Below are 15799 nucleotides of genomic sequence, written 5' to 3' on the forward strand. Positions count from 1 at the left end.
CACCGAGGGTTCGTTGAGCACGATGCCCTGGCCGCGGACGTAGAGGAGGGTGTTCGCCGTACCGAGGTCGATGCCTATGTCCATGATCGCCAAGTTTGCCCGGCGATTCTCCGGTTCGGCGGGACCAAGGTCCCGAATCGGGCGGGCCGAAGGTCCTGAACGCCCGCTGCCGGTGGGGCGGCGACCGCTGTCGGTGGGGCTCCGTAGACTGGCGTATGTGAGTGAGCTGCCCCCGCATGACGACCGCGCCGACGACGGCGACGTCCCTTCGACCTTCGAGGAGATCGTCGAGGCCGAGACCGGCCGCGACCCCGACCTCGCGGTGATCGAAGCGGGCAGCCGCACCCTGCGCGCCCAGTCGGGCCCGCCCGAGGGAGACGTCCCGGCCCGCCCGGCCGACCCGGAGGTGGACCGGGCCCTGCGCGAGGTGGAGACCGAGCTCGCGGGCCGCTGGGGCGAGACCAAGCTGGAGCCCTCCGTCAGCCGCATCGCGGCCCTGATGGACGTGCTCGGCGAGCCCCAGCGGGCGTACCCGTCGATCCACATCACGGGGACGAACGGGAAGACGTCGACGGCCCGCATGATCGAGGCCCTCTTCGCCGCCTTCGAGCTCCGCACCGGCCGCTACACCTCGCCGCACGTCCAGTCGATCACCGAGCGGATCAGCCTGGACGGCGCCCCCATCGACCCCGAGCGCTTCATCGAGACGTACCGCGACATCAAGCCGTACGTGGAGATGGTCGACTCCCAGCAGGAGTACCGCCTCTCGTTCTTCGAGGTGCTCACGGGCATGGCGTACGCCGCGTTCGCGGACGCCCCGGTGGACGTGGCGGTCGTCGAGGTCGGCATGGGCGGCAGCTGGGACGCGACGAACGTGATCGACGGCTCCGTCGCCGTCATCACCCCCATCGACCTCGACCACACGGACCGGCTCGGCTCCACGCCCGCCGAGATCGCCGTCGAGAAGTCCGGGATCATCAAGCAGGACGCCACGGTGATCCTCGCCCAGCAGCCGGTCGACGCCGCCCAGGTGCTCCTGAAGAAGGCCGTCGACGTGGATGCGACGGTCGCGCGCGAGGGCCTGGAGTTCGGCGTCGTCGCCCGCCAGGTCGCGGTCGGCGGCCAGCTCCTCACCCTGCGCGGCCTCGGCGGCGAGTACGAGGAGGTCTTCCTGCCCCTGCACGGCGAGTACCAGGCGCACAACGCCGCGGTGGCGCTCGCCGCCGTCGAGGCGTTCTTCGGCATCGGCTCGCAGCACGCACGGCCGCTGGACATCGAGACCATCCGCAAGGCGTTCGCCTCGGTCTCCTCGCCCGGCCGCCTCGAGGTCGTGCGCCGCTCGCCGACCGTCGTGGTGGACGCCGCGCACAACCCCGCGGGCGCCCGCGCCACCGCCGCCGCGATCAGCGAGGTCTTCGACTTCAGCCGCCTGATCGGCGTGGTCGGCGCGAGCGCCGACAAGGACGTCCGGGGCCTCCTCGAAGCCTTCGAGCCGATCTTCGCCGAGATCGTCGTCACGCAGAACTCCAGCCATCGCGCGATGGACGCGGACGCCCTCGCGGGCGTCGCCGTCGAGGTCTTCGGCGAGGACCGGGTGCAGGTCGAGCCGCGCCTGGACGACGCCCTGGAGGCCGCGATCACGCTCGCCGAGGAGGAGGGCGAGTACGCCGGCGGCGGCGTCCTCGTCACCGGCTCCGTCATCACCGTCGGCGAGGCCCGACTGCTCCTGGGGAGGGGCTGACCGCTGTGCGTACGCTCTGCGCTTCGACGCTGATCGGCGAGTTCTTCATCGTGGGGTTCGCGGGCCTGGTCGCCATGAAGGACCCGGACCTGACGATGGGCACGGTCTGGACGGTCTGCGGCATCGCGATGTTCCTGTGCGTCCTGCTCTGCGGGATGATCACGCGCCCCGGCGGCGTCCAGCTCGGCTGGGCCCTCCAGATCGCCCTGATCGCGAGCGGCTTCGTGGTCCCGACGATGTTCTTCATGGGCGCGGTCTTCGCGGCCCTGTGGTGGGCGTCGGTCCACTTCGGCCGCAAGATCGACGAGGCGAAGGCGCGGTTCGCCGCCCAGGCGGAGGCCGCCGCCGAGGCCGGAGGTAACGCCGCGTAGTGGCCCCCGGTAGGGTGCGGGGAATCCCCGTATCCGTTGATCCGCTTGGAGCCGCACACCATGAGCCAGCGCACCCTCGTCCTGCTGAAGCCCGACGCCGTCCGCCGGGGTCTGATCGGCGAGCTCATCGGCCGGATCGAGCGCAAGGCGAACTGGACCATCAGCGCGCTCGAGCTCCGCTCCCTGGACCAGGAGACCCTGGAGCAGCACTACGGCGAGCACAAGGGCAAGCCCTTCTACGAGCCGCTTGTGGCCTTCATGTCGTCCGGCCCGGTCGTCGCTCTCGTCGTCGAGGGCGAGCGCGTCATCGAGGGCGTGCGTCAGCTCGCGGGTCCCACCGACCCCATCGCCGCCGCCCCCGGTTCCATTCGCGGCGACTTCGGCACCATCGTGCGCGAGAACCTCATCCACGCGTCGGACTCGGAGGAGTCCGCCGAGCGGGAGCTGAAGATCTTCTTCCCCGGCATCGCATAAGTCTTGTGTGAGTCCCGCGTAAGGGATTCCTTAAATCTCGCGTAAGAGATCCAGAAAGGCCCGTCCGCGATGTGGACGTGCTTCTGACGCCTTGTCAGCGCCGCACCGCTCTGACCTGGGACGGCCGGAGAAATTCGGCCGTCCCTTGGCATATGCGCCCCAATTGGGGGAACCCATGCCTCCGATGGCACGTCTCCAAGAGCGGGGCGCCCCATCATCTGCTGACAATGGCGAAGACCCTCGCGCCGTGTCCGTGCAGGCGAGACTACGATGGAAGCCTCCACGCCACACAGCACCCACCTCGCCTACCTAACAAGCCATCACACGCTCCACTAGGGAAGGCCAGACGCATCCTCATGGGGAACAACATGTCGTTCATCGGCCGTGACATGGCTGTCGACCTCGGGACCGCCAACACGCTGGTGTACGTCAGGGGTCGGGGGATCGTACTCAACGAACCATCCGTCGTCGCGATCAACACCAACACCGGCGGCATCCTCGCGGTCGGCGCGGAAGCGAAGAAGATGATCGGGCGCACGCCCGGCAACATCGTCGCCGTGCGACCGCTGAAGGACGGCGTCATCGCCGACTTCGAAATCACCGAGCGGATGCTCCGCTACTTCATCCTGAAGATCCACAAGCGCCGCTACCTGGCCCGCCCCCGCGTCGTCGTCTGTGTGCCCTCGGGCATCACCGGCGTCGAGCGCCGCGCGGTCATCGAGGCGTCCTCGCAGGCCGGCGCCCGCCAGGTGCACATCATCGAGGAGCCCATGGCCGCGGCCATCGGCTCCGGCCTCCCGGTCCACGAGGCCACCGGCAACATGGTGGTGGACATCGGCGGCGGCACCACCGAGGTCGCCGTCATCTCGCTCGGCGGAATCGTCACGGCGCAGTCCATCCGCGTCGCCGGCGACGAGCTGGACAACGCGATCATCCAGCACATCAAGAAGGAGTACTCCCTCCTCCTCGGCGAGCGCACGGCCGAGCAGATCAAGATCACCATCGGCTCCGCGTACGACATGGACGCCGACGAGCACACCGAGATCCGCGGCCGGGACCTGGTCTCCGGCCTCCCGAAGACCGTCGTCATCTCCGCCGCAGAGGTCCGCAAGGCCATCGAGGAGCCGGTCAACGCGATCGTGGACGCGGTGAAGACGACGCTCGACAAGTGCCCGCCCGAGCTGTCGGGTGACGTCATGGACCGCGGCATCGTTCTGACGGGTGGCGGCGCCTTGCTGCGCGGGCTCGACGAGCGCCTGCGCCGTGAGACGGGCATGCCGATCCACATCGCCGAGGACCCGCTGGACAGCGTGGCGCTCGGCTCCGGCAAGTGTGTCGAGGAGTTCGAGGCGCTCCAGCAGGTGCTGGACGCCCAGCCCCGCAGATGAGCTGACACTCTGAAATCCGCCGTACGGGTACCTGCCGTCCCGTGCGGCGGATCGTTGATATAGAGGCATAGCAATACAGGCACGGCAGAGAGACTCTGCAGATTCCTACTGAGGAAGGCACGGCCGCCGCACGTGAGGGACACACGAGAGAGCCGGCTGCTCCTGGTGCTGCTGATCGCCATCGCGTTCGCACTGATCACGGTGGACATCAGAGGGGGCGAGGACTCGCCGGTCGACGGTGCCCGCCAGGCCGCCGCGACCGTCTTCGGACCGGTCGAGAACGGAGTGTCGGCGGCCGTCGACCCGATCGGCAACGCCATCGGCGCGGTCCGCGACTCCGGTGACCGGCACGATCGGATCGCCGAACTCGAGCGCCAGAACGCCGCGTTGAAGGCCAAGCTCGGCAGCGACGACCGCAACCGCAGCCGGGTCCGCCAGCTCGACGCCATGCTGAAGAAGGCGGGCGCCGGGCAGTACGGCATCAAGGGCGCCGAGGTCATCGGCATAGGAGCGGCCCAGGGCTTCTCCTGGACCGTCACCATCGACGCCGGTTCGAACGACGGCCTCAAGCGCGACATGACGGTCCTGAACGGCGACGGACTCGTCGGGCGCGTGACGACCGTCGGCCCGAACACCGCGACCGTCCTGCTCGCCAACGACCCGGACTTCACCGTCGGCACCCGCATGGAGAAGACCGACGAACTCGGCTTCGCCACCGGCCAGGGCGACCGCCCGCTCGCGGTGCAGCTCCTCAACGGCAAGGCCAAGGTCAAGAAGGGCGACCGTCTGGTGACCTTCGGCTCGCAGAAGGACAAGCCGTTCGTGCCCGGCGTCCCCGTCGGCGAGGTCGTCCGCGTCGACCCCTCCGGCGGCGACCTCACCCGCACCGTCTACGTCAAGCCGTACGTCGGCTTCACCAAGCTCGACATCGTCGGCGTCGTCGTCGAGGCCCCCCGCGAGGACCCCCGCGACACGGTCCTCCCGCCCAAGCCCGAGAAGCCCAAGCCGACCCCGACGGTGACCGTCACGGCCACTCCGTCAGGACAGCCCCAGGGCGACGCCGACAACGGCTACGAGCAGTAGGAGCACCGGACCCATGCGCTTCAACCGAATCCTGCTCTCCACCACGCTGGTCGTCGTCGCCCTCGTGATCCAGGTGAGCGTCCTCGCCCGCCTCCAACTGCCGGGCGCCGTACCCGACTTGGTGCTCCTCACCGTCCTCGGGCTCGCCCTGGTCTACGGCCACGTCGGCGGCGCCCTCATCGGCTTCGGCGCCGGCCTCCTGTCCGACCTGGCGCCGCCCGCCGACCACGCCGCCGGACGCTACGCCCTGGTGCTCTGCGTCATCGGCTACCTCGCGGGCCTCGCCAAGCCGGAGGGCGGCAAGCTCCGCTCGGCCAGCGGCCCGCTCTTCGTGGTCGTCGGCGCCGCCATCGGCACGACCCTGCTGTACGCGGGCGTGGGCGCCCTCGTCGGCGACACCGCGGCCCGCCATGTGGGCCTCGGCGGGCTGCTGTTCACGGCCGCCCTGTACGACCTGCTGCTCGCGCCGTTCACGGTGCCGTTCATCATCGCCCTCGCCCGGCGCGCCGACAACGACCCGCTGGGGGAGAGCTCGTCCTCCGGAACGAAGGCCGCCGACGTCTCGTCCGGCTGGCTCTCCTCGGGGACCGGCCTGCGCATCGGCAGCCAGCGCGGCGGAGGGCTGCGGATGAAGGCGGCGAAGGCCCGCGTCGCGCGGGCCGGACGCATCAAGGGGGTCAAGCGCCTGTGAGCGCACACCACTTCACGTACCGGGGAGGCGATGCGAAGTGACCAATATTCCTGAGACAGGACGGACCCCACGGGTCCAGATCCGTCTCGTCATCCTCCAGATCCTCGTGGTCTCCCTGCTGCTCACCCTCGGTGGCCGCCTCTGGTACCTGCAGATCCGCAACGGCGACGAGTACGCCAAGGAAGCCTCCGGCAACCACGTCCAGCAGGTCGTCCAGCCCGCCGTACGCGGTTCGATCCTGGACGCGCGCGGCGTGCCCATCGCCGACAACCAGACCCGCCTCGTCGTCTCGGCGTCCCGCACGGACCTGATGAAGATGAAGGACGACGGCAAGGCGGTCCTCGCCAAGCTCGCCGACGTCCTGGAGATGAACCCCAAGGACGTCGCCGACAAGGTCCGCCTCTGCGACTCCAAGACCCCCCAGCCCTGCTGGAACGGCTCGCCCTACCAGCCCATCCCGATCACGGACGAGGCCACTCCCAAGCAGGCCCTGCAGATCCGCGAGCGCTCCGAGGACTTCCCCGGCATCACCGCCGAGCCCACCGCCGTGCGCCGCTACGCCGCCCCCGGCAAGTCCAACACCGCGCAGGTCCTCGGCTATCTCTCGCCCGTCACCGACGACGAGATCAACAAGGCCAAGGACACCGACTCGCCCTTCCTCCGCTCCGACCAGGTCGGCCGCTCCGGCCTGGAGCGCACCTACGACAAGCAGCTGCGCGGCAAGGCGGGCGTGACCCGCTACGAGGTGGACAACCTCGGCCGTGTCATCGGCAAGGCCAAGGCCGACAAGGCCGAGCCCGGCTCGAACGTCGTCACCAGCATCGACGCCCGCGTCCAGGCCCTGTCCGAGTACTGGCTCAACGACGCGATGAAGAAGGCCCGCGGCGAGTTCGACAAGAACACCGGCGAGAACTACAAGGCCGACGCGGGCGCCGTCGTCGTCATGGAGAACAAGACCGGCCGCATCGTCTCCATGGCCTCCAACCCGTCGTACGACCCCAACGCCTGGGTCGGCGGGATCTCCGGCAAGGACTACGCCAACCTCACCGGCAAGAAGTCCAACTACCCGCTGCTCAACCGGGCGATCCAGGGCCAGGCCGCGCCCGGCTCGATCTTCAAGGTCATCTCCTCGACGGCGGCGGTCAACGCGGGCTACAGCTTCAACGGCCGCTACCCCTGCCCGAGTTCGTACTCCATCGGCGGCCAGACCTTCAAGAACTTCGAGTCCGAGGGCCACGGCAGCATCACCCTCGGCCAGGCCCTCGAGGTCTCCTGCGACACCGTCTTCTACAAGCTGAGCCACGACCAGTGGGCCAAGGACGGCGGCAACAAGCCGAAGAAGAACGCCCACGACTGGTTCTACAAGACGGCCCACCAGTTCGGCCTCGGCAAGGAGACCGGCATCGACCTGCCGAACGAGGTCACCGGCCGCGTCCCGGACCGCCAGTGGAAGAAGGACTACTGGAAGGCCAACAAGGACGGCTGGTGCAAGTCCGGCAAGAAGAGCGGCGACTACGCCGAGCGCATCGCGTACGAGAACTGCCTGGAAGGCATGAAGATGCGCGCCGGTGACTCCGTCAACTACTCCATCGGCCAGGGCGACACCCTCGTCACGCCGATCCAGATGGCCTCCATCTACGCCGCCATCGCCAACGGCGGCACCCTCCACGACCCCACCGTCGGCAAGGCCATCGTCAGCGCCGACGGCAAGCAGGTCGAGGAGATCAAGCCCAAGTCGCACGGCAAGCTGCCGATGACGCAGAAGACCCGTGACGACATAGACGGTGCCCTCGCGGGAGTCGCCACCCACGGCACCGCCGCCTGGCGCTTCGGCGGCTGGCCGCAGGACAAGATCCCGATGCACGCCAAGACGGGCACGGCCGAGGTCTACGGCAAGCAGACGACCTCCTGGTTCGCCACGTACACCAAGGACTACTCGATCGTGATGACGATCTCCCAGGGTGGTACGGGTTCCGGGGCCTCCGGTCCCGCCGTGCGCAAGATCTACGACGGCATCTACGGCCTGGACGACAGCGGCAAGCAGGACCTCAAGAAGGCACTGCTTCCCGAGCCGCAGAAGTCCCTGCCGAAGATCGAGCCGGACGGGTCGATCGACTCCCCGAAGATCAAGCCCTTCAAGCCGGAGAAGCCGAAGCCGCCGCAGGAGCAGCAGGAGCTCGCGGCCGCGCTGCCCGGTGCCACGGCCGGACGGAGGGACTGACCCGTGATGACAGGCAACGGCTTCTCCGTCTCCGGCTACGGCCCCGAACGCTCCACGCTCTCCCGGCTGTTCGCGCGCGACTCGATAGTGCGCCGGATGGACTGGCCGATGCTCCTCGCGGCGCTCGCGCTCTCCGCGATCGGCTGCGCGCTCGTCTACTCGGCGACCCGCAACCGCACCGAGCTGGTGGGCGACGACCCCTACGCCTTCCTGCTCAAGCACGTCGGGAACATCGGCATCGGCCTCGCCCTGATGGTCGGCACCGTCTGGCTCGGCCACCGCACCCTGCGCACCGCCGTGCCGATCCTCTACGGCGTCTCGGTCTTCCTGGTCCTGCTCGTCCTCACCCCGCTCGGCGCGACCATCAACGGCGCGCACGCGTGGCTCGTGGTCGGCGGGCAGTCGCTGCAGCCCTCCGAGTTCGTGAAGATCACGATCATCCTGGGCATGGCGATGCTGCTCGCCGCGCGCGTCGACGCGGGCGACAAGGTCCACCCCGACCACCGCACGGTCCTGCAGGCCCTGGGCCTGGCCACCGTCCCGATACTGATCGTCCTGCTCATGCCCGACCTCGGCTCGGTCATGGTGATGGTCATGATCCTGCTGGGCGTGCTGCTCGCCTCCGGGGCCTCCAACCGCTGGATCTTCGGGCTCGTCGGCACGGGCGCGGCGGGCGCCATCGCGGTCTGGCAGCTCGGCATCCTCGACGACTACCAGATCGCCCGCTTCGCGGCCTTCGCCAACCCCGCGCTCGACCCGGCGGGCGTCGGCTACAACACCAACCAGGCGCGCATCGCGATCGGTTCGGGCGGCCTTTCGGGCTCCGGCCTCTTCCACGGCTCGCAGACCACCGGCCAGTTCGTCCCCGAACAGCAGACGGACTTCGTCTTCACGGTCGCGGGCGAGGAGCTCGGCTTCGTCGGCGCCGGGGCGATCCTGCTGCTCCTCGGCGTGATCCTGTGGCGGGCCTGCCGCATCGCGCGCGAGACGACCGAGCTGTACGGCACGATCGTCGCGGCCGGGATCATCGCCTGGTTCGCCTTCCAGTCCTTCGAGAACATCGGGATGACGCTCGGCATCATGCCGGTCGCCGGTCTGCCGCTGCCCTTCGTCTCGTACGGAGGGTCGTCGATGTTCGCGGTGTGGGTGGCGGTCGGGCTGCTGCAGTCGATCAAGGTGCAGCGGCCGATGTCGGCGTAGCTCTCCGGGGAGGCCGGTCCTGGGACTGCCCAGGGCCCCGCCTGGCGTCTAAATTCGGGTCATGGCGGAGACGAAGCGCGAGATCGAGCGGAAGTACGACGTCGTGCCGGGCACCGAGCTGCCCGACCTGACCCGCGTCGCCGGGGTCGCGGGCGTCCTCGACAAGGGCGTCGCCGAGCTCGATGCCGTCTACTACGACACCGCCGACCAGCGCCTGGCCGCCGACTCCATCACGCTGCGGCGCCGCACCGGCGGCGACGACGCGGGCTGGCACCTGAAGCTGCCGGTCTCCCTGGCACAGGGCGTGCGCGACGAGGTCCGGGCCCCGCTCTCGGACACGGTGCCGCGCGCGCTCCTCGGCCTGGTGCGGTCCCGGGTGCGCGACGCCGAACTCGCCCCCGTCATGCGGCTGTTGTCCGCGCGGGACCTGAGCCACCTCGTGGACCCCGAGGGTGCGCTGCTCGCCGAGCTCAGCGTCGACCGGGTGCGGGCGGAGCGGCTCACCGACGAGGGCGGCACGGCCGAGTGGACCGAGATCGAGGTGGAGCTGGCGGACGACGGGGACCCGGCGCTCCTGGACCAGGTCGAGAAGAGGCTGCGCAAGGCGGGGGTGGAGCGGTCGCGGTCGGCGTCGAAGCTGGCCAGGGCCCGTGCCGACACGGCGCCGAAGCAGCGTAAGGCGAAGAAGTCCGGCAAGAAGGGGGCGGGCTTCGCGGGCGTCGAGGTGCCCGGAGCCCCCGAGACCTCCGCCGACCACATCCTCGCCTACCTCCGCACCCAGCGCGACGCCCTCATCGAGCTCGACCCCGCCGTCCGCCGCGACCTGCCCGACTCCGTGCACCAGATGCGGGTCGCCACCCGGCGCATGCGCAGCGCCTTCAAGTCGTACGGGAAGGTGCTCGACCGGACTGTCACCGACCCCATCGGGGACGAACTGAAATGGCTGGCAGGGGAGTTGGGCGTGGACCGGGACCAGGAGGTGCTCACCGAGCGGCTCCAGACCCGGCTCGACGCCGTGCCCCGCACACTCCTGCTCGGCCCCGTCCGCGGCCGTCTGCGCGCCTGGGCCGTGGCCAACCGGGCCGGTTCCCGCAGGCGCACCGTCGCGGTCCTCGACGGCAAGCGCTACCTCGCGCTCCTCGAGGCCGTCGACGCCCTGCTCGCCGACCCGCCGCTGGGCAGGGCGGCGGACGGGGCCCCCGAAGACGTACTGGCCAAGGCGGTTCTGAAGGACTACGGCAGGCTCGCCACCCGGGTCGGGCACGCCCTGGCGCTGCCGCCCGGGCAGGAGCGGGACCTGGCCCTGCATGAGGCCCGCAAGGCGGCCAAGCGCGCGCGGTACGCGGGGGAGGCGGCCGTGCCCGCGCTGGGGAAGGGCGCGCAGCGGTTCGCGAAGCGGATGAAGAAGGTGCAGACCGTGCTCGGCGACCATCAGGACAGCGTCGTCGCCCGGGACGCGCTGCGGCACCTCGCGATCCTCGCCCACGCGTCCGGTGAGACGGCCTTCACCTGGGGCCTTCTGTACGGCCAGGAGGAGGCCGCGGCGGCGGAGCGGGAGCGGGAGCTGCCCCGGGTGTGGAAGAAGGCGTCGGCGCAGCGGCTAAGGGCGGCGCTCGTTCCGTGAGGGGGCGTCCTCCGGCCGGGGTACGCTGGATGGTCACCCCTGCCAGCTCACGAAGGTTCGCGAGATGCCTGCCGAGTCCGTCTTCCCTCAGCTTGAGGCCCTGCTGCCCCATGTGCAGAAGCCGATTCAGTACGTCGGCGGTGAGCTGAACTCCACCGTCAAGCCGTGGGAGTCGTGCGACGTCCGCTGGGCCCTGATGTACCCGGACGCCTACGAGGTCGGGCTCCCCAACCAGGGCGTCATGATCCTCTACGAGGTCCTGAACGAGCGCGAGGGCGTGCTCGCCGAGCGCACGTACAGCGTGTGGCCGGACCTCGAGGAGCTGATGCGGGAGCACAAGGTCCCCCAGTTCACCGTGGACTCGCACCGCCCCGTCCGCGCCTTCGACGTCTTCGGGCTCAGCTTCTCCACCGAGCTCGGCTACACGAACATGCTGACGGCCCTGGACCTCGCGGGCATCCCGCTGGAGGCCAAGGACCGCACGATCGACGACCCGATCGTCCTCGCGGGCGGGCACGCGGCCTTCAACCCCGAGCCGATCGCCGAGTTCATCGACTGCGCCGTGATCGGCGACGGCGAGCAGGCCGTGCTCGACATGACGGAGATCATCCGCGCGTGGAAGGCCGAGGGCTGCCCCGGCGGCCGCGAGGAGGTCCTGTTCCGCCTCGCCAGGACCGGCAGCGTCTACGTCCCGGCCTTCTATGACGTCGAGTACCTCCCGGACGGCCGCATCGGCCGCGTCGTGCCCAACAAGTCGGGCGTCCCGTGGCGCGTGTCCAAGCACACCGTCATGGACCTGGACGAGTGGCCGTACCCGAAGCAGCCCCTGGTCCCGCTCGCGGAGACGGTCCACGAGCGCATGTCGGTCGAGATCTTCCGCGGCTGTACGCGCGGCTGCCGCTTCTGCCAGGCGGGCATGATCACCCGCCCGGTGCGGGAGCGCAGCATCACCGGCATCGGCGACATGGTGGAGAAGGGCCTGAAGGCCACCGGCTTCGAGGAAGTCGGCCTGCTCTCCCTCTCGTCCGCCGACCACTCCGAGATCGGCGACATCGCCAAGGGCCTGGCCGACCGCTACGAGGAAGACAAGATCGGCCTCTCCCTCCCCTCGACCCGCGTGGACGCCTTCAACGTCGACCTGGCCAACGAGCTCACGCGCAACGGCCGCCGCTCCGGCCTCACCTTCGCCCCCGAGGGCGGCAGTGAGCGCATGCGCAAGGTCATCAACAAGATGGTGTCCGAGGAAGACCTCATCAGGACGGTCTCGACGGCGTACGGCAACGGCTGGCGCCAGGTGAAGCTGTACTTCATGTGCGGTCTGCCGACGGAGACGGACGAGGACGTTCTCCAGATCGCCGACATGGCGATGAACGTGATCCAGAAGGGCCGCGAGGTCTCCGGCTCGAACGACATCCGCTGCACGGTCTCCATCGGCGGCTTCGTGCCGAAGCCCCACACCCCCTTCCAGTGGGCCCCGCAGCTGTCGTCGCAGGAGACGGACGCCCGTCTCGAAAAGCTCCGCGACAAGATCCGCGGCGACAAGAAGTACGGCCGCTCCATCGGCTTCCGCTACCACGACGGCAAGCCCGGCATCGTCGAGGGCCTGCTCTCCCGCGGTGACCGCCGCATCGGCGCCGTCATCCGCGCCGTCTACGAGGACGGCGGCCGCTTCGACGGCTGGCGCGAGCACTTCTCGTACGACCGCTGGATGGCCTGCGCCGACAAGGCGCTCGCCCCCTTCGGCGTGGACGTCGACTGGTACACGACGCGCGAGCGCACCTACGAGGAGGTCCTGCCCTGGGACCACCTGGACTCCGGCCTCGACAAGGACTGGCTCTGGGACGACTGGCAGGACTCGCTCGACGAGACCGAGGTCGAGGACTGCCGCTGGACGCCCTGCTTCGACTGCGGCGTCTGCCCGCAGATGCAGACCGAGATCCAGATCGGCCCGACCGGCAAGAAGCTCCTGCCGCTCACGGTCGTGAAGTAGGGCCCGGATAGCATCCCCGGATGCCCCGCCTCACCCCGCCCGCCGGCCCGGTCCACCGCTCCTTCGTCGACGCGATGGAGGAGTTCCGGGCCGAGGGGCGGGGCGCGCCCGGCGACGACACGACGCTCGGCCGGGTGCTGCGCGACTACGGCGGCCGCTGGCAGGACCCCGAGGTCTTCGCCGCGTACGTCGCCGAGGTCCTCGCCGCCGCACACCCCGAGGGCCCGAACTCCGTTCCCGTCACGACCCTTTGGTACGTGGACGGGACGGACTACCTGGGCCGCCTCTCCATCCGGCACACCGTCGCCACCCGCTTCCTGCGCGAGTACGGCGGCCACATCGGCTATGACGTCCGCCCCAGCGCCCGGCGCCGCGGCCACGCCACCGCGATGCTCCGCGCCTGCCTGCCGCACGCGGCCGAACTGGGCCTGGAATCCGTGCTGGTGACGTGCGACGTGGACAACTCCGGTTCGCGCAAGGTGATAGAGGCCGCGGACGGGGAGTTCGAGGACGAGCGCGGCGGGAAGCTGCGCTACTGGATCCGAACCGACCGCCGCCCGTTGAACGTCTAGGACGACATGGACCTGGAGAAGCACCCGCAGCCCGCGCCGCCCCCGGCCCCCGCCGCGGTGTCCCGCGAGGCCGAGGGCTGTCTCGCGATCGCCATCCGCATCCCCGTACGCATCGTGGTCTTCGTCTTCGTCGTCCCGGTGCGCCTCGTCTGGGACGCCCTCACCGCCTTCGGCCGCCTCCTGCACCGGAGCCTGCTGCGCCCGGTGGGGCGTGGACTGGCGTGGCTGGGGCGGGTGTTGATCGTGGTTCCGCTGTCGTGGCTGTACGCGTGGGTGCTCGCGCCGGTCGGAAGGGCCATCGCCTGGGTGGCCACGGCGGTCGCGAGCGGAGTCGGCTGGGTCCTCGTCGGCATCGGCCGCGCCCTCGCCGCCTGCGGCCGGGGCATCGGCGCGGCCTGTGCGTGGCTGTGGCGGTACCTGGTCGTGGTGCCCCTGAGCTGGCTGTGGCGCTACCTCGTGGTGGTGCCCCTGTCGTGGCTGTACCGGCGGGTGTTCAGCCCCGTCGGGCACGGCACCGTGTGGCTGCTGCGGGTGCTGTTCGTGGTGCCCGCGGTGTGGCTGTACGCCAGTGTGCTCACCCCGCTGGGGCATGCGATCGCCTGGCTGGTCAAGGGAGTCGGGGCCGGGATCGGCTGGCTGGCGCGCGGCGTCGTCCTCGTCGTCGGCACGCTCCTGCGGTGGGTCTTCGTGGTGCCGCTGGTCGCGGTGTGGCGGTGGATCCTCACGCCCGTGGGGCGGGTGCTCGCCGTCGTCGGGCGGGAGATCGGGGATGCGCTCGGGCACGCGTGGCGGGTGGCCGGGTATGTGTCGCGGGCCGTGGGGCGGTTCCTGGGCACGCTGCTGCGCCGGCTCTTCGTGGAGCCGGTGCGCTGGGCGTACCGCACGGTCCTCACCCCGATCGGGCACGTGGTCCGGGACGTGGTGTGGCGGCCCGCCGCGAAGGTGGCCCGGGAAGTGGGGCGCGCCACCCGGCAGGCCCTCTCCGCCGCCCGGCAGAGCCTGCGCCAGGCCCGCGCCGACGTGCGCAGGACGCTGTTCGGCGCCCCGCGCGAGCCCGCCCCGGTCCCGGTGGCCCGGCGGGAACCGGACCCCGCGGAGCCACGTACTCTTGGTAGCAGTACGACCGCACTCACGAAGACCGACATTCACTAAGGACAGGGACACTGGGCAAGCGACAGCCCGTAGGCCCGCCGCCCGCACCCGCGGTGCAGCGCATCCGACTGCGCTACACCAAGCGCGGCCGCCTCCGGTTCACCAGCCACCGCGACTTCCAGCGCGCCTTCGAGCGGGCGCTGCGCCGCGCCGAGGTGCCCATGGCGTACTCGGCCGGGTTCACCCCGCACCCGAAGGTGTCGTACGCCAATGCCGCACCCACCGGCACCGGCAGCGAGGCCGAGTACTTGGAGATCGCGCTCACCGCCCCGCGTGACGTGGACAAGCTCCGTGAGCTGCTCGACGAGTCGCTGCCCACCGGGCTCGACATCGTGGACGCGGTCGAGGCCCGCACCTCGGGCCTCGCCGACCGGCTCGCCGCCTCCGTGTGGGAGCTGCGCCTGGAGGGCGTCGAGCTCGCCGAGGCGGAGCGCGCCGCGGCCGCCTTCCTGGCCGCCGAGACCGTCGAGGTCCAGCGCCGCACGAAGAACGGCATGCGCACCTTCGACGCCCGCGAGGCCGTCGCGAGCCTGGCAGCGATCAATGATCCGGCTGATAGGCCGACCGACAGAGCCTGTGCGATACTGCGGCTGGTTGTTCGGCACGTGACACCTGCCGTGCGACCCGACGACGTCCTGTCCGGTCTCCGAGCTGTGGCCGACCTGGCGCCGCCGGTCCCCGCAGCGGTGACCAGGCTGGCGCAGGGGCCATTCGATGACGAGACCGGCACGGTGACCGACCCGCTCGCACCCGACCGCGAGGCAGCCTGAACTGCCGCCGCGAAGGTGCCGGCGTAAGGAAGGTCCCGCGTAGGGACGGATGTCGAAGCGCCGCCCTCGTACTCGGGAGCCACCTGGGTCGGGCAGCGCACTGACCGAGACTTTCGCCAGGCCGTCCGCACATGGGCGTACGGAACCGGCGAGACAAGACATAGAGAGCTCCCGTGCGGCGCCCGCGCCCCGGATGGCGGCCCCGCTGTTTGCGCAGCGCGGGCCGGAAACACCGGACCAGGCGCGGCGCCCGGGAGCGTGACGGGAGAACCGCCCGCATGCTTGAGCCGAACGAACCCACTGAGGGCTCGGAACAGAACAGCACCCCCAGCGACACCCTGCCTCCGCGCCGTCGGCGCCGGGCGGCGTCGCGTCCCGCGGGACCCCCCGCGGGCACCGCCGAGGCGGCTCCGGCCATACCGGCCACCCCCGCCACGGACCAGGGCGCCGAGAGCGCCGACACGGCGGCAGCGGCCGAGGCCGCGCCCGCCGGGACCCCGCAGGCCGAGGCCGCGCCCGCCG

Annotated in this window: 15 protein-coding genes; 14 read left to right on the plus strand and 1 reads right to left on the minus strand. The window is 70.5% G+C overall.

From position 1 onward, the window contains the following. On the minus strand, window positions 1-84 hold an 84-nt coding region (locus tag ACFWYM_RS44250), incomplete at its 3' end, for a rod shape-determining protein (RefSeq protein WP_384851199.1). A 133-nt stretch (window positions 85-217) separates the two neighbouring features. On the opposite strand from ACFWYM_RS44250, the gene ACFWYM_RS44255 reads away from it, so the two are divergent. The 14 genes from ACFWYM_RS44255 to ACFWYM_RS44320 form a co-directional block, all read left to right on the plus strand. Next, the gene (locus ACFWYM_RS44255; RefSeq protein ID WP_384851175.1) at window positions 218-1741 is read left to right on the plus strand and encodes a bifunctional folylpolyglutamate synthase/dihydrofolate synthase; all 1524 of its coding nucleotides are present in this window, start codon (window positions 218-220) and stop codon (window positions 1739-1741) included. A gap of 5 nt (window positions 1742-1746) precedes the next feature. Then, window positions 1747-2112 carry a DUF4233 domain-containing protein gene (locus tag ACFWYM_RS44260; RefSeq protein WP_384851176.1) on the plus strand — a complete coding sequence of 122 codons (366 nt, stop codon included), beginning with the start codon at window positions 1747-1749 and terminating at the stop codon, window positions 2110-2112. Window positions 2113-2172: 60 nt separating this feature from the next. After that, complete coding sequence (ndk, locus tag ACFWYM_RS44265) at window positions 2173-2586, plus strand: nucleoside-diphosphate kinase (protein ID WP_384851178.1); 414 nt, start codon at window positions 2173-2175, stop codon at window positions 2584-2586. Between the two features lie 368 nt (window positions 2587-2954). After that, window positions 2955-3974, plus strand: a complete 1020-nt coding sequence (locus ACFWYM_RS44270) for a rod shape-determining protein (RefSeq protein WP_030362602.1) — start codon at window positions 2955-2957, stop codon at window positions 3972-3974. A 132-nt stretch (window positions 3975-4106) separates the two neighbouring features. After that, the gene (gene mreC / locus ACFWYM_RS44275; RefSeq protein ID WP_384851180.1) at window positions 4107-5057 is read left to right on the plus strand and encodes a rod shape-determining protein MreC; all 951 of its coding nucleotides are present in this window, start codon (window positions 4107-4109) and stop codon (window positions 5055-5057) included. Between the two features lie 13 nt (window positions 5058-5070). After that, the gene (gene mreD / locus ACFWYM_RS44280) at window positions 5071-5748 is read left to right on the plus strand and encodes a rod shape-determining protein MreD (protein WP_384851182.1); all 678 of its coding nucleotides are present in this window, start codon (window positions 5071-5073) and stop codon (window positions 5746-5748) included. Window positions 5749-5785: 37 nt separating this feature from the next. After that, window positions 5786-7969 carry a penicillin-binding protein 2 gene (gene mrdA / locus ACFWYM_RS44285; protein ID WP_384851184.1) on the plus strand — a complete coding sequence of 728 codons (2184 nt, stop codon included), beginning with the start codon at window positions 5786-5788 and terminating at the stop codon, window positions 7967-7969. A gap of 6 nt (window positions 7970-7975) precedes the next feature. Continuing rightward, on the plus strand, window positions 7976-9169 hold the full coding sequence (gene rodA, locus ACFWYM_RS44290; RefSeq protein WP_384851186.1) for a rod shape-determining protein RodA: 1194 nt from the start codon (window positions 7976-7978) through the stop codon (window positions 9167-9169). 61 nt (window positions 9170-9230) lie between these two features. Next, window positions 9231-10793, plus strand: coding sequence for a CHAD domain-containing protein (locus tag ACFWYM_RS44295; protein WP_384851188.1), 1563 nt, complete (start codon window positions 9231-9233; stop codon window positions 10791-10793). Window positions 10794-10857: 64 nt separating this feature from the next. Next, window positions 10858-12783, plus strand: coding sequence for a TIGR03960 family B12-binding radical SAM protein (locus ACFWYM_RS44300; protein WP_384851190.1), 1926 nt, complete (start codon window positions 10858-10860; stop codon window positions 12781-12783). A gap of 20 nt (window positions 12784-12803) precedes the next feature. Beyond that, window positions 12804-13355 carry a GNAT family N-acetyltransferase gene (locus ACFWYM_RS44305; RefSeq protein ID WP_384851192.1) on the plus strand — a complete coding sequence of 184 codons (552 nt, stop codon included), beginning with the start codon at window positions 12804-12806 and terminating at the stop codon, window positions 13353-13355. Between the two features lie 6 nt (window positions 13356-13361). After that, a complete protein-coding gene (locus tag ACFWYM_RS44310) occupies window positions 13362-14507 on the plus strand; it encodes a hypothetical protein (protein ID WP_384851194.1) in 1146 nt (381 codons plus the stop codon). Window positions 14508-14560: 53 nt separating this feature from the next. Further along, window positions 14561-15277, plus strand: coding sequence for a TIGR03936 family radical SAM-associated protein (locus ACFWYM_RS44315; protein WP_384851196.1), 717 nt, complete (start codon window positions 14561-14563; stop codon window positions 15275-15277). A 278-nt stretch (window positions 15278-15555) separates the two neighbouring features. Then, on the plus strand, window positions 15556-15799 hold a 244-nt coding region (locus ACFWYM_RS44320), incomplete at its 3' end, for a hypothetical protein (protein ID WP_384851198.1).

This window comes from Streptomyces sp. NPDC059009, assembly GCF_042740175.1.
Classification (GTDB): domain Bacteria; phylum Actinomycetota; class Actinomycetes; order Streptomycetales; family Streptomycetaceae; genus Streptomyces.

Coding starts and splice junctions, on each gene's coding strand:
- mreD (WP_384851182.1), top strand. CDS start 5,071: ATGCGCTTCAACCGAATCCTGCTCTCCACCACGCTGGTCGTCGTCGCC.
- ACFWYM_RS44300 (WP_384851190.1), top strand. CDS start 10,858: ATGCCTGCCGAGTCCGTCTTCCCTCAGCTTGAGGCCCTGCTGCCCCAT.
- ndk (WP_384851178.1), top strand. CDS start 2,173: ATGAGCCAGCGCACCCTCGTCCTGCTGAAGCCCGACGCCGTCCGCCGG.
- rodA (WP_384851186.1), top strand. CDS start 7,976: ATGACAGGCAACGGCTTCTCCGTCTCCGGCTACGGCCCCGAACGCTCC.
- ACFWYM_RS44295 (WP_384851188.1), top strand. CDS start 9,231: ATGGCGGAGACGAAGCGCGAGATCGAGCGGAAGTACGACGTCGTGCCG.
- ACFWYM_RS44270 (WP_030362602.1), top strand. CDS start 2,955: ATGTCGTTCATCGGCCGTGACATGGCTGTCGACCTCGGGACCGCCAAC.
- ACFWYM_RS44310 (WP_384851194.1), top strand. CDS start 13,362: ATGGACCTGGAGAAGCACCCGCAGCCCGCGCCGCCCCCGGCCCCCGCC.
- ACFWYM_RS44305 (WP_384851192.1), top strand. CDS start 12,804: ATGCCCCGCCTCACCCCGCCCGCCGGCCCGGTCCACCGCTCCTTCGTC.